Below are 13,360 nucleotides of genomic sequence, written 5' to 3'. Positions count from 1 at the left end.
AGCCTTTTGAAAGGGCAATTATGCTGATCTGGCTCGTCGAACTGTCGGATAAAATTCAAATCTTCAACCTGTTCCGGTACATCACCTTCCGGGCGGGTGCTGCGATGTTCACCTCTGCGTTGATCGTCTTCCTGTTCGGACCGGCGATCATCAATTCGCTGCGCGTGCGCCAGGGCAAGGGCCAGCCCATCCGCGCGGATGGTCCGCAGACGCATTTCAAGAAGGCCGGCACGCCGACCATGGGCGGCCTGATGATCCTTGCCGGCATTCTCGGCGGTTCGCTGCTCTGGGGCGATCTGTCGAACGTCTATGTCGTCGCCGTTTTGATGGTGACGCTCGGTTTCGGAGCCATCGGCTTCTACGACGATTATCTGAAAGTGACGAAACAGAGCGACAAGGGCTTTTCCGGCAAGGCCCGTCTCGGCATTGAATTCCTGATCGCGGCGATTGCCGTGTTCTTCATGATGAAGATGGCGCTCGCCTCCGCACCGCATGGCGGCACTCTCGGCAGCTCCATCGCGTTTCCCTTCTTCAAGGAATTCGTGATCAATCTCGGCTACTTCTTCGTGCTGTTCGGTGCTTTCGTCATCGTTGGCGCGGGCAATGCGGTGAACCTGACCGATGGTCTCGATGGTCTCGCCATCGTGCCTGTGATGATCGCCGCCGCCACCTTCGGCGTGATCGCCTATCTCGCCGGTAACGCGGTTTTCGCCAATTACCTGCAGATCAATTTCGTGCCCGGCACGGGCGAACTTGCCGTCATCGTCGGCGCGGTCATCGGCGCAGGCCTCGGCTTCCTGTGGTTCAACGCTCCGCCCGCCGCCATCTTCATGGGCGATACGGGTTCGCTGGCGCTCGGAGGCCTGATCGGCTCCATCGCTGTCGCGACCAAGCACGAGATCGTCATGGTCATCGTCGGCGGTCTGTTCGTCATGGAAACACTGTCTGTCATCATCCAGGTCTTCTGGTTCAAGCGCACCGGCAGGCGCGTCTTCCTGATGGCGCCGATCCATCACCATTTTGAGAAAAAGGGCTGGACGGAAAGCCAGGTGGTCATCCGTTTCTGGATCATCTCCGTTGGCCTCGCGCTGCTTGGCCTCGCCACCCTGAAGCTGAGGTGAGCGATGATCCCGGTCACGTCGTTCAAAGGTAAGAAGGTCGCGCTTTTCGGGCTTGGCGGTTCGGGTCTCGTCACGGCCCGGGCGCTGGTGGCTGGCGGGGCGGATGTCGTGGCTTTCGACGACAATCCCGACAGTGTCGCGAAGGCTGAGGCCGAGGGCATCAAGACGGCGGACCTTCGAACGATAGACTGGTCGAGCTTTTCTTCCTTCGTTCTGGCGCCCGGCGTGCCGCTGACGCATCCGAAACCGCATTGGTCGGTCGACCTTGCGAAAGCTGCGGGCGTCGAGATCATCGGCGATATCGAGCTTTTCATCCGCGAGCGCCGTGCGCATGCGCCGGATTGCCCTTTCATCGCTATTACCGGCACCAACGGTAAGTCGACAACGACGGCGCTGATCGCGCATATTCTCAAGGCGTCCGGCCGCGATACGCAGCTGGGCGGCAATATCGGTACGGCGGTACTAAGCCTCGATCCGCCGAAGGCGCAGCGCTTCTATGTTGTCGAATGCTCGTCCTACCAAATCGATCTCGCACCGACGATCAATCCGACCGCCGGCATTCTTCTCAACCTGACGCCCGATCATCTCGACCGGCACGGCACGATGCAGCACTATGCCGACGTCAAGGAACGGCTGGTGGCGGGCAGTCAAACGGCAATCGTCGGTGTCGATGACAGCCATTCGACGCTGATTGCCGACCGTATCGAACGCGCCGGTGTCAAGGTGGAACGCATTTCCAAGCGCAATGTGGTTTCCGAAGGTCTTTATGCCGAAGGCAGCCGCATTTTCCGTGCGTATGACGGCACTTCTTCGCTGCTCACCGATCTCGACGGTATCCAGACCCTGCGCGGCAGCCACAATGCGCAGAATGCGGCGGCGGCAATCGCCGCCTGCCTTGCGGTCGGGGTTTCCGAAGAGGAAGTTCGCGCAGGCCTGAAGTCTTTTCCCGGCCTCAAGCATCGTATGCAGCCGGTCGGCCGACGTGGCAATGTCACCTTCGTCAATGACAGCAAGGCCACCAATGCCGATGCTGCGGCACCGGCGCTTTCAAGTTTCGACCGTATCTACTGGATCGCCGGCGGTCTGCCCAAGGCAGGCGGCATCACCAGCCTTTCGCCGCTTTTCCCGCGCATCGCCAAGGCCTATCTCATCGGCGAGGCGGCAGCCGAATTTGCCGCGACACTTGGTGAAGCCGTGCCTTATGAAATATCCGGCACGCTGGACAAGGCCGTGCAACATGCGGCGGCGGATGCGGAAAAAGATGCGACGGCCGGCAATATCGTCATGTTATCCCCGGCTTGCGCAAGCTTCGATCAATATAAGAACTTTGAGATCAGAGGTGATTCGTTCGTCGCGCAGGTCGCGGCGCTCGATGGCATGACGATGCTGGTTGACTCTGGAAAAGGGGGCTGAAGGCCATGGTAAGCCGAGTTGATCGCGGTCCGGTCGCAGAGTGGTTCTGGACCATCGACCGTTTCTTTCTGGCGGCGTTCATCGCGCTGATGGGCATCGGCCTGATGCTGTCCTTTGCGGCCTCGCCTGCGGTTGCCGAGCGCATCGGCCTCAACAGTTTCTTCTTCGTCGAGCGTCAGGCGATGTTCATGGTGCCGTCGCTGGCGATCATGGTCGGCCTATCCTTCCTGTCGCCGCGTCAGGTGCGACGCGTGGCGGTCATCATGCTTATCGTTTCGCTGCTGATGATGATCTTCGCGCTGTTCTTCGGCATCGAGGTCAAGGGTGCGCGGCGCTGGATTTCCATCGGCAGCTTCTCCATCCAGCCGTCGGAATTCATGAAGCCGGCCTTCGTCATCGTCTGCGCGTGGCTTTTTGCGGAGCGGGCGCGCCACCCGGAAATTCCCGGCAATCTTTTCGCCATCATCACCTTCGGCATCGTCGCGGCGCTCCTGATCGCCCAGCCGGATTTCGGCCAGACGATCCTGACGTCGGTGGTCTGGGGCGGCATGTTCTTCATGGCCGGCGTGCCGTGGTTCTGGATCATCATGCTCGGCGGTGTCGGCGTCGGCGGCATCATCTCCGCCTATCTGATGCTGCCGCACGTGGCCGGTCGTATCGACCGTTTCTGGACCGGCGAAGGCGATACGTTCCAGGTGGACACGGCGCGCGAGGCTATCATTCGCGGCGACTGGTTCGGTCGCGGGCCGGGCGAAGGCATCGTCAAGCGCATCATTCCCGACAGCCATACCGACTTCATCTTCTCGGTGGCGGCGGAAGAATTCGGCATCGTTTTCTGCATGTTCCTCGTCGCGATCTTCGCCTTCATCGTGCTGCGCGGCCTGTCGCACGCCTTCAAGGAAAAGGACGATTTCTGCCGCTTCGCCGTGGCCGGCCTCGTGCTGCAGATCGGCATGCAGTCTATGATCAATATCGGCGTCAATCTGGAACTGATGCCCGCCAAGGGCATGACGCTGCCGCTGATTTCCTATGGCGGTTCGTCGATGATGGCGATCTGCGTGACCGCCGGCTTCCTTCTGGCGCTGACACGCCACAGACCCGAAAAGCGGGCGCAGGAGCGGAGTTTCTTCCGCGTCGGTTCCGGCGTTCCCGCGGAGTAAACGATCATGAGCAAGGGTATTGTTCTTCTTGCCGCCGGGGGAACCGGCGGCCATGTCTTTCCAGCCGAGGCGCTCGCGCACACGCTGAAAGCGCGCGGTTATCAGGTGCACCTCGTTACCGACAGCCGCGCCGAGCGTTATGCTGGCAAGTTTCCGGCGGATGAAATCCATGTTGTGCCGTCCGCTACCATCGGCTCGAAAAATCCGATTTCCGTGGCGCGTTCGCTGTGGAAGCTGTGGGTTGGTCTGCGCGCCGCACGCCGGCTGGTGGCAAAACTGAAGCCGGTCGCAGTTGTCGGTTTCGGCGGTTACCCGACGGTGCCTCCGCTGCTGGCCTCCACCGGGCTTGGCGTTCCGTCCATCATTCACGAACAGAATGCCGTAATGGGCCGCGCCAACAAGGCGCTGGCTGCCCGCGTGAAAGCGATTGCCGGCGGTTTCCTGCCGCCCGCCAATGGCCAATATTCCGACAAGACGGTGGCGACCGGCAATCCCGTTCGCCCGGCGGTGCTGGCGGCGTCGGAGATACCCTATACGCCCTCGCAGACGGGTGAGACATTCCAGCTTGTCGTTTTCGGCGGCAGCCAGGGCGCGCAGTTCTTCTCGAGCGCGGTGCCTGCGGCGATCTGCCTGCTGAAGGATGAGCAGCGCAAGCGCATCGTCGTCACCCAGCAGGCGCGGCCGGAAGACAAGGACAGCGTGATCGCCTCCTATCAGAAGCTCGGCGTGAAGGCGGATGTTTCGCCCTTCTTCGGCGACATGGCGTCGCGCATCGGCGATGCCGATCTGGTCATCAGCCGCTCGGGCGCATCGACCGTATCGGAGCTTTCGGTGATCGGCCGCCCATCTATCCTCGTTCCGTATCCGCATGCGCTCGATCACGATCAGGCCGCCAATGCGGCAGCGCTTTCGGCGGCGGGCGGGGCAAGCGTCATCAAGCAGGCGGAACTGTCGCCGCAGAAGCTTTCCGGCCTGCTGTCCTCAGCGCTTTCGGAGCCGGATCGTCTTTCGGCAACGGCGGCGGCAGCAAAGGCGACGGGCAAACCGCATGCGGCGGATGTGCTGGCCGATCTGGTGGAGGCGATTGCCTCCGGCCGGTCCGTGCAGGAATTCAAGAAGAAGAATGAAGGAGTTGGGGCATGAAGATGCCGAAAGCCATAGGCCTTGTGCATTTCATCGGCATAGGCGGGATCGGCATGAGCGGCATTGCCGAAGTGCTTCACAATCTCGGCCACCGCGTTCAGGGGTCGGATCAGGCCGACAGCGCCAATGTGCAGCGGCTGCGCGACAAGGGCATCGAGGTTTTTGTCGGCCATACGGCGGATAATATCGGCGACGCCGAGGTCGTGGTCGTTTCCACCGCCATCAAGAAGAACAATCCGGAACTCATCGCGGCGCGTGAAAAGCACCTGCCGATCGTTCGCCGGGCCGAAATGCTGGCCGAGCTGATGCGTTTCCGTAACGCCATCGCCATTGGTGGCACGCATGGCAAGACCACCACCACCTCCATGGTCGCGACCCTGCTGGAAGCCGGCAATCTTGACCCGACCGTCATCAACGGCGGCATCATCAATGCTTACGGCACCAATGCCCGCATGGGTGAGGGCGAGTGGATGGTGGTGGAGGCCGACGAATCCGACGGCACCTTCCTGAAGCTGCCGGCCGATGTGGCTGTCATCACCAATATCGATCCCGAGCATCTGGATCACTACGGAAATTTCGATGCCGTCCGCGCCGCATTCCGCCAGTTCGTGGAGAATGTGCCTTTCTACGGTTTCGGCGTCATGTGCCTCGATCATCCGGAAGTGCAGGCACTGGTCGGCCGCATCGAGGACCGCAAGGTCATCACCTATGGCGAGAACCCGCAGGCCGATGTGCGCTTTTCGAATGTGCGCATCGACGGCACGCGCTCGGTGTTCGACGTGGAAATCCGCCGTCGCCGCACCGGCAAGATATTCTCCTTCAAGGACCTCGTCCTGCCGATGCCCGGCCGCCACAACGTCTCGAATGCGACGGCGGCGATTGCGGTTGCCAATCGTCTCGGCATTTCGGAAGCCGACATCAAGAAGGGCCTTGCCTCCTTCGGCGGCGTCAAGCGGCGTTTCACGCTGACGGGCGAAGCCAATGGGGTGCAGGTTTTCGATGACTATGGCCACCATCCGGTGGAGATCAAGGCCGTGCTGAAGGCGGCGCGGGAGGCCTGCAAGGGCCGCATCATCGCCGTGCACCAACCGCACCGCTACAGCCGCCTTTCCAGCCTGTTCGACGATTTCGCACATTGTTTTAACGATGCCGACACGATTATCCTTGCTCCGGTCTATGCCGCGGGCGAAGATCCGATCGAGGGTGCAAGCTCGGAAGCGCTGGTTTCGGCCATCAAGGCCGCCGGCCACCGGGACGCCCGTTTTCTCGAGAAACGGGAAGATCTCGCCTCAGTGGTTGCAGGCATTGCGAATCCGGGTGATTTCGTGGTTCTCTTGGGGGCTGGAAATATCACGCAATGGGCAGCGGCGCTGCCTTCGGAATTGAAGAGCATATCAGGAAAGTCTGAATGAGACAGGTCGATGGGGTTAAATTGCTGGGGAGGCTCGGCGACGGGGTAAATGAATTGCGGGGACGTCTGACACCGGATGCGCCCATGGACCGCGTGACGTGGTTCAGAGCCGGCGGTCTTGCGGAAGTCATGTTCCAGCCGCACGATACCGACGATCTGATTGCCTTCCTGAAAATTCTGCCGGAAGACGTGCCGTTGACCGTGGTTGGCGTCGGCTCGAACCTTCTGGTGCGCGATGGCGGCATTCCGGGCGTTGTCGTCCGTCTGTCCGCCAAGGGCTTCGGCCAGGTGGAGCTTGCCGGTGAAAACCGCATCAAGGCGGGCGCGATCTGCCCCGACAAGCATATTGCCGCTATGGCCATGGATAATGGCATTGGCGGTTTCCATTTCTATTACGGCATTCCCGGCTCCATCGGCGGTGCGCTGCGCATGAATGCGGGCGCCAATGGCGGCGAGACGCGCGAGCGTGTCGTGGAGGTCTATGCGGTCGACCGTCAGGGCAATCAGCATGTGCTTTCCAATGCCGATATGGGCTACAGCTATCGCCATTCCGGCGCCGATGCAGGTCTGATCTTTACGGGCGCGCTGTTTGAGGGTTATCCCGAAGACAAGGCGAAAATCCGGGCCGATATGGACGCCGTGCGCCACCACCGCGAAACCGTGCAGCCAATCCGCGAGCAGACGGGCGGTTCCACCTTCAAGAATCCCGAAGGTCATTCCGCCTGGGAACTGATCGACGAGGCGGGCGGTCGCGGTCTGGTCATCGGCGGCGCGCAGATGTCGTCGCTGCATTGCAATTTCATGATCAATACCGGCCATGCGACCGGTTACGATCTGGAATATCTGGGTGAGACCATCCGCAAGCGGGTGTTCGAGAAGTCGGGCATCCGGCTGGAATGGGAAATCAAGCGCCTTGGCCTGTTCATGCCGGGCCGGGAAGTGGAGCCGTTCCTCGGGGCTTAAGCATCGGCGAATGCTGCCAATTGCAAGAAAAACCTGCTGTTGATCTGGCCGTTTCATGTATCGTAACGGTCAATCAACAGTTTTTGCCATATTATCGGGGCGAAGCGACGTCTCGTCCTTCTATTAAATTACTTTTTATCAGGAAATACCAACGGCATTACGTGATCTAGGCGCTTTTGAGCATGATGTTGGGTCTTTGGAAAAAACCGATCGAAATGATAAGTTTTTCGGTCGCCACGTCGGATGGCCGCAGGCGGCTCGAGCCGCTTGAATTCTCCATTCGTATCGCTTGTCTGGTGACGATCATTGTCATCCTGATGTGCATAGGTGGCCTGACGCTTCTCGCGCGGTTCGGGCTGGTAACCGATCTCTTCAACGGCATCATGTTGAGTGTGACGCTCGGCGGGACGGTGGCGTTTACGATTACATTGCTGGTCTGTTGGCTGAATTCCAGGGAAGTGAAAATTCTCGTGCAATCCCACGAGCGCTTCCTGCATCTGAGCCACACGGACGCCCTGACCGGCCTCAGCAACCGGCTCGGCCTTTATGCTGCATGCGCTGAACTGGGCAGCGACTATTGCGTCGCCTTTCTCGATATCGATCATTTCAAGAAGGTGAATGACAGATACAGCCACCTTGCCGGTGATCTCGTTATATCCAGCGTCGCCCGCAGGATAAGGGAGCATTTCGATCCTTCTGCGCATGTCGCCCGCCTGGGTGGCGAGGAATTTGTCGTTGTGCAGGAAACCAGCCCGCTCGCCTTTCTGCAGATGTGCGAAAGGGTTCGCGCAGCCATCGAGACCACCCCGGTGGAGTATCAGGATTTGCGGATCACGGTGACGATTTCGATTGGCGTGGCGTTTCGCGGCGACGCCGACATTTTCGACAAGGTCATGCACAATGCCGATCTGGCGCTCTATCGGGCAAAGGAAGGAGGGCGCAATCGCGTCTGCATGACCGGTCATGTGGAGCGGCGCCAGGCCGTGGCGTAAGTGTTAAAACAGGCAAACAAAAGCCCGCGAAACGAAGGTTTCGCGGGCTTTTTAATGTCTGGCAATCCGTTCGGATCAGACTTCGTCCTTGCGGGACAGAAGAATGCAGGCGAGCGTGATGAGCGCCGATACGCAGAGATAATAGCCGACATACCCCATGCCGTAATTCACCTGCAGCCATGTGGCGATGTAGGGCGCCAGCGATGCGCCAAAGATGCCGGCCATGTTGAAGGTGATGGACGAGCCGGTGTAGCGCACGCGGGTCGGGAAGGGGGCGGCGAGCGCCGTTCCGATCAGGCCGTAGGTCATGCCCATCAGCATCATGGCAAGAGCCGCGAAGACGAAGATCGAGCCTTCGCCACCGGACATCAGGCTTGGCAGGAGGAACGAGAACAGGCCGATCAGCACCGTCGTCAGGATCAGGATTTCACGACGACCGAATTTTTCGGCGAGCTTCCCGGCGATCGGAATGAAGATGCCGAAAACGATGGAGCCGAGGATCTGCACTTCCAGCGCGTCGAGGAACGGGATTTTCAGGACCTTGACGTTGTAGGACAGAAGATAGGCGGTGCCGATGTAGAAGAGCACGAAGGTGGCCAGCGCCACGAAGGTGCCGAGCACGAGGCTGCGCTTGTGGTTGCGGAACAGTTCCGCGACCGGCACGGCCACACGTTCTTCCTTTTCGATTGCCTTCTGGAAGTCGGGCGTTTCGGTGATGGACAGGCGAACCCACATGCCGACCGCGATCAGGATGATCGAAGCGACGAAGGGAATGCGCCAGCCCCAGCTCAAAAGCGCTTCCTGAGACATGAAGTGCAGCAGGATCCAGAACACACCGGACGAAAGGAACAGGCCGACGGGTGCACCGAGCTGCGGGAACATGCCGTACCAGCTGCGCTTGCCCGGAGGTGCGTTTTCCGTGGCGAGCAGGACGGCGCCGCCCCATTCGCCACCAAGGCCGAAACCCTGGCCGAAGCGGCAAAGCGCGAGCAGCAGCGGGGCCAGAACGCCGGCGGTCTCATAGGAGGGCAGCAGGCCGATCACGACAGTCGAGACGCCCATGGTCAGCAGCGCCGCGACAAGGGTGGTCTTGCGGCCGACGCGGTCGCCATAGTGGCCGAAGACCACAGCGCCCAGCGGGCGGGCGAAAAAGGCGATGGAGAAGGTGGCGAAGGACGCCAGAAGCGCCGTCATCGGGTCATTGTTCGGGAAGAACAAAGTGGGGAACACGAGCACTGCGGCCGTGGCGTAAACGTAGAAATCGAAAAACTCGATGGTCGTGCCGACCAGGCTGGCAGTGAGAACTCGTGCAGGCGAATTTGTCTTTACAACGTTCGAAGTGTCAGCGGTCGGCGATACCGGAGATATCGCGTCGGTCATGGTATTGGTTCCATTTTGGATGATTGCAATGTCATGCCTTGGGAGGCGACCACTGCGTTAACGCAATTTTTGTTCTTATGGAATGCTAAAAAAGAAATAATGCAGATAATGTGATCCATCAGTGCGATACGTATGGTTATGCCTCCCGGGGATGCTTTGGCGATTGAGAGACTGATTCAGGCCGCGGTTTTAAAACGCTGAAACGCCAGATAATTTTCCCTGGGGAATAATCCCGTCTGTTAACGTTTCGGCCTTGCCTTTATCGATGGGCGGCAGGCGCGCGAGCATCGTTTTATTTCCGATCATTGAAAACCTGCATGTTGCAATCCATGCAACTCTCTGATTCCAAGGAGGGAATCCGGATCGGTGCTGATTCTTTAACGAAACTCGGCACGTTGGACGCGGCGGTTAACGAAAGTAAACGATTCATTAACCTTAATGGCGTTTAACTGATCTCAAGGGTCATGTGCCAGAATCACCGTTCGTCAAAATTCGGTGGTTTCGGAGCGTGGTTCGTAACGGAGAGTTGGTGTCAGAGGGTTCGATGAGCGGCAAGCACGTAGCTGTTCTTTTGGGTGGATTTTCGTCGGAGCGGCCGGTCAGCCTGTCGTCGGGCAACGCTTGCGCGCAGGCTCTGGAAGACGAGGGCTATAAGGTCACCCGGGTCGATGTGGGGCGCGATATCGCCGCTGTGCTTGCCGAGCTGCGCCCGGATGTCGCCTTCAACGCGCTGCACGGTCCCTTTGGCGAAGACGGCACCATTCAGGGCATTCTCGAATATCTCGCCATTCCCTATACCCATTCCGGTGTGCTCGCTTCCGCGCTCGCCATGGACAAGGCGCAGGCCAAGAAGGTTGCCGCTGCTGCCGGCATCCCGGTGGCTGCCGAGCGCGTCATGAACCGCTTCGATTTCACCAGCGAACATCCGCTTGCACCACCTTATGTCGTGAAGCCGGTGCGTGAAGGTTCGAGCTTCGGCGTCGTGATCGTCAAGGAAGACCAGTCGCATCCGCCGCAAATCCTCACCTCTTCGGAATGGCGCTACGGCGATCAGGTCATGGTCGAGCGCTATATTCACGGCCGCGAACTGACCTGCGGTGTACTCGACGGTGAGGCGCTGGGCGTCACCGAAGTGGTGCCGCTCGGTCACAATTTCTATGATTATGATGCGAAATATGCGGCTGGTGGCTCGAAACATGTCATTCCCGCAGAAATTTCACCGAAAATTTACCAAAAAATTCAAACACTGGCGGTTATGGCGCATCGGGCGATCGGATGCCGTGGCGTAAGCCGTTCAGACTTTCGTTACGACGACCGTTTCTCAGAAGATGGCGAAGTTATCTGGCTTGAAGTGAATACGCAGCCGGGCATGACGCCGACCTCCCTGGTGCCGGAAATGGCGGCTCATGCTGGCCGCTCCTTTGGTAACCTTGTCAGCTGGATGGTGGAGGACGCTTCGTGTTTGCGGTGATCGGCAAAAAGTCGACGGCAAAAAAGCGCGAACAATTCGCGGCGGCGGCCAGCGCCGACGACCGCATGGTATTGCCGCGTCCCCTGCGTCGCTTCGTGCGTTTCGGTGTCAGCCTTGCGACCGGACGCATTCACATTCCCGCCCATACCGGTACGATTTCGGCCGTCGCTTTTTACGCGGTGACCGGGCTTTACGGCATGTCGCTCGGCGGGCACACCAATATCGTTACCCAGACCACGACGTCGGCAGCAGGCTTTGCGGTCGAGGACGTGAAGGTTTCCGGCAATCTGCAAACCTCCGAAATCGAAGTGTTCCAGCTTCTCGGCCTCGATGGCAGCACCTCGCTGATCGCGCTCGATATCGATGCGGCGCGCCGCAAGCTGGTGCAGCTTCCCTGGGTGGAAGATGTCGATATCCGCAAGGTGTACCCCAAGACCGTGGAAGTCCGGCTGAAGGAGCGTCAGGCCTTCGGCATCTGGCAGCATGGAACGGAACTGTCGCTGATCGAAAAAAGCGGCAGCGTGATTGCGCCGCTGCGGGACAATAAGTTCGCCGCCCTGCCGCTCTTCGTCGGCCGTGACGCGGAAACGGGTGCTGCCGGTTTCGTCGAGCAGCTGGCCGACTGGCCGGAAATCCGCAACCGTGTCCGCGCTTATGTCCGCATTGCCGGCCGTCGCTGGGATCTGCATCTCGATAACGGCATCGTCGTCAAGCTGCCGGAAGAAAACCTGCCGCAGGCGCTGCAATTGCTGGCGCGGCTCGATCTCGAGGAAAAGGTGCTGTCGCGCGATGTCGCCGCCGTCGATCTCCGGCTTGCGGACCGCACCACGATCCAGCTGACCGAGGGCGCCACGGAACGCCGTCAGGCCGCTGTCGATGCGCGCACCAAGGCTCTCAAGAAGGCGGAGAAGAACACATGAGCTTTTTCGGTTCTTCCCATTTCGGCCTGCCTCGCCTGAAGCCGCTTTCTTCCAAACGCAGCCACATCGTTTCGGTGCTCGACATCGGCTCGACCAAGGTCGTGTGCATGATCGGCCGGCTGACGCCGCGCCAGGAAAGCGAAATCCTGCCCGGCCGCACCCACAAGGTGGAAATCATCGGCATCGGCCATCAGCGGTCGCGCGGTGTGAAATCCGGCGTGATCGCCGATCTCGACGCGCTGGAAGGCGTTATCCGTCTCGCCGTTGATGCGGCCGAGCGCATGGCGGGGCTTACCGTCGACAGCCTGATCGTCAATGTTTCGGCCGGCAGGCTGGCAAGCGATATCTATACCGCGAGCATCGATCTCGGCGGGCAGGAAGTGGAAGCAAGCGATCTGCGCAAGGTTCTGGTGGCGGCAAGCCAGCAATCCATGCGTCAGGACCGGGCCATCCTGCATTCGCTGCCAACAGGTTACTCGCTGGATGGCGAGCGCGGCATTCGCGATCCGCTCTCCATGTATGGCGATCTTCTCGGTGTCGACATGCATGTGGTCACGGTCGAGCGCACAGCGCTGAAGAACCTCGAGCTTTGCGTCAACCGTGCGCATCTTTCCGTGGAAGGCATGGTAGCGACGCCCTATGCCAGCGGTCTTGCAGCGCTGGTGGACGATGAAGTCGAACTCGGCTGCGCGGCCATCGACATGGGCGGCGGCACCACGACGATCTCGGTTTTCGCCGAAGGCCGCCTCATTCACACCGATGCGATCGGCCTTGGCGGCCATCACGTTACGACAGATCTTGCACGTGGCCTCTCGACACGAATCGAAGATGCAGAGAGACTGAAGGTGGTGCATGGTTCGGCTTTGCTGAATGGCGCGGATGAGCGCGACATGATTTCGATCCCGCCGATTGGCGAAGATGATCGCGATCAACCATCGCAAGTTTCAAGAGCATTGGTCACCCGTATCGTACGGGCACGTATCGAAGAGACGCTGGAATTGATCCGTGATCGCATCCAGAAGTCCGGCTTCAGCCCGATTGTCGGCAAGCGCGTCGTCCTGACCGGCGGCGCAAGCCAGCTGACGGGGCTGCCGGAAACGGCACGGCGCATTCTTGCTCGCAACGTTCGTATCGGCCGCCCCATGGGGGTCGCCGGTCTTCCGGTCGCGGCAAAGGGACCGGCATTTTCAACCGCCTGCGGACTGATGATCTATCCGCAGGTGGCGGACATCGAAATTCATGCGGCGCAAGGCGGAATCTTCTCGCCGTTTGGTAACGGTAGCGGCCGGATAGCCCGGGTGGGGCAATGGCTGAAAGAGAGTTTTTGAGTGGCCTCGTGGCGTAAGCCGGAGGTTTCAGAGTTGAGTTTTCAAGAATCGGCCAGCG

Annotated in this window: 11 protein-coding genes; 10 read left to right on the top strand and 1 reads right to left on the bottom strand. The window is 59.9% G+C overall.

Annotated elements, in window-relative coordinates:
* Positions 1-20 precede the first annotated feature (20 nt).
* The 7 genes from mraY (at position 21) to RAC79_RS19705 (ending at position 8,203) form a co-directional block, all read left to right on the top strand.
* Positions 21-1,121, top strand: a complete 1,101-nt coding sequence (gene mraY / locus RAC79_RS19735; protein ID WP_003522196.1) for a phospho-N-acetylmuramoyl-pentapeptide-transferase — start codon at positions 21-23, stop codon at positions 1,119-1,121.
* Between the two features lie 3 nt (positions 1,122-1,124).
* Positions 1,125-2,534, top strand: a complete 1,410-nt coding sequence (gene murD / locus RAC79_RS19730; RefSeq protein ID WP_374997438.1) for a UDP-N-acetylmuramoyl-L-alanine--D-glutamate ligase — start codon at positions 1,125-1,127, stop codon at positions 2,532-2,534.
* A gap of 5 nt (positions 2,535-2,539) precedes the next feature.
* Positions 2,540-3,694, top strand: a complete 1,155-nt coding sequence (ftsW, locus tag RAC79_RS19725; protein ID WP_174039492.1) for a putative lipid II flippase FtsW — start codon at positions 2,540-2,542, stop codon at positions 3,692-3,694.
* Positions 3,695-3,700: 6 nt separating this feature from the next.
* Positions 3,701-4,837, top strand: a complete 1,137-nt coding sequence (gene murG, locus RAC79_RS19720; RefSeq protein WP_174039491.1) for an undecaprenyldiphospho-muramoylpentapeptide beta-N-acetylglucosaminyltransferase — start codon at positions 3,701-3,703, stop codon at positions 4,835-4,837.
* On the top strand, positions 4,834-6,249 hold the full coding sequence (gene murC, locus RAC79_RS19715; RefSeq protein ID WP_065655814.1) for a UDP-N-acetylmuramate--L-alanine ligase: 1,416 nt from the start codon (positions 4,834-4,836) through the stop codon (positions 6,247-6,249). The genes murG and murC overlap by 4 nt, the downstream gene beginning before the upstream one ends.
* On the top strand, positions 6,246-7,211 hold the full coding sequence (murB, locus tag RAC79_RS19710; RefSeq protein WP_065655815.1) for a UDP-N-acetylmuramate dehydrogenase: 966 nt from the start codon (positions 6,246-6,248) through the stop codon (positions 7,209-7,211). The genes murC and murB overlap by 4 nt, the downstream gene beginning before the upstream one ends.
* Positions 7,212-7,393: 182 nt before the next feature.
* Positions 7,394-8,203, top strand: a complete 810-nt coding sequence (locus RAC79_RS19705) for a GGDEF domain-containing protein (protein ID WP_174039490.1) — start codon at positions 7,394-7,396, stop codon at positions 8,201-8,203.
* 75 nt (positions 8,204-8,278) lie between these two features.
* Here RAC79_RS19705 and RAC79_RS19700 read toward each other — a convergent pair whose 3' ends face one another.
* Positions 8,279-9,583 (bottom strand): MFS transporter, encoded by a 1,305-nt coding sequence (locus RAC79_RS19700; RefSeq protein WP_078051851.1) that lies wholly within the window; start codon positions 9,581-9,583, stop codon positions 8,279-8,281.
* A gap of 544 nt (positions 9,584-10,127) precedes the next feature.
* Here RAC79_RS19700 and RAC79_RS19695 point away from each other — a divergent pair.
* The 3 genes from RAC79_RS19695 to ftsA are packed head-to-tail and all read left to right on the top strand — an operon-like array spanning position 10,128 to position 13,302.
* Positions 10,128-11,054 (top strand): D-alanine--D-alanine ligase, encoded by a 927-nt coding sequence (locus tag RAC79_RS19695; protein WP_059756663.1) that lies wholly within the window; start codon positions 10,128-10,130, stop codon positions 11,052-11,054.
* Positions 11,042-11,974, top strand: a complete 933-nt coding sequence (locus tag RAC79_RS19690) for a cell division protein FtsQ/DivIB (RefSeq protein ID WP_003522205.1) — start codon at positions 11,042-11,044, stop codon at positions 11,972-11,974. The genes RAC79_RS19695 and RAC79_RS19690 overlap by 13 nt, the downstream gene beginning before the upstream one ends.
* Complete coding sequence (ftsA, locus tag RAC79_RS19685; RefSeq protein WP_374997437.1) at positions 11,971-13,302, top strand: cell division protein FtsA; 1,332 nt, start codon at positions 11,971-11,973, stop codon at positions 13,300-13,302. The genes RAC79_RS19690 and ftsA overlap by 4 nt, the downstream gene beginning before the upstream one ends.
* Positions 13,303-13,360: the final 58 nt, after the last annotated feature.

It is taken from the genome of Agrobacterium sp. LR_9, from assembly GCF_041954855.1.
Lineage (GTDB): Bacteria > Pseudomonadota > Alphaproteobacteria > Rhizobiales > Rhizobiaceae > Agrobacterium > Agrobacterium leguminum.
The sequence above is the reverse complement of the archived record's forward strand: the minus strand, read 5'-3'. Positions and strand labels throughout refer to the sequence as shown.

Excerpts from the sequence above, each read along its gene's own strand:
- mraY (WP_003522196.1), top strand. The coding sequence starts at position 21 with ATGCTGATCTGGCTCGTCGAACTGTCGGATAAAATTCAAATCTTCAAC.
- murD (WP_374997438.1), top strand. The coding sequence starts at position 1,125 with ATGATCCCGGTCACGTCGTTCAAAGGTAAGAAGGTCGCGCTTTTCGGG.
- ftsW (WP_174039492.1), top strand. The coding sequence starts at position 2,540 with ATGGTAAGCCGAGTTGATCGCGGTCCGGTCGCAGAGTGGTTCTGGACC.
- murG (WP_174039491.1), top strand. The coding sequence starts at position 3,701 with ATGAGCAAGGGTATTGTTCTTCTTGCCGCCGGGGGAACCGGCGGCCAT.
- murC (WP_065655814.1), top strand. The coding sequence starts at position 4,834 with ATGAAGATGCCGAAAGCCATAGGCCTTGTGCATTTCATCGGCATAGGC.
- murB (WP_065655815.1), top strand. The coding sequence starts at position 6,246 with ATGAGACAGGTCGATGGGGTTAAATTGCTGGGGAGGCTCGGCGACGGG.
- RAC79_RS19705 (WP_174039490.1), top strand. The coding sequence starts at position 7,394 with ATGATGTTGGGTCTTTGGAAAAAACCGATCGAAATGATAAGTTTTTCG.
- RAC79_RS19700 (WP_078051851.1), bottom strand. The coding sequence starts at position 9,583 with ATGACCGACGCGATATCTCCGGTATCGCCGACCGCTGACACTTCGAAC.
- RAC79_RS19695 (WP_059756663.1), top strand. The coding sequence starts at position 10,128 with ATGAGCGGCAAGCACGTAGCTGTTCTTTTGGGTGGATTTTCGTCGGAG.
- ftsA (WP_374997437.1), top strand. The coding sequence starts at position 11,971 with ATGAGCTTTTTCGGTTCTTCCCATTTCGGCCTGCCTCGCCTGAAGCCG.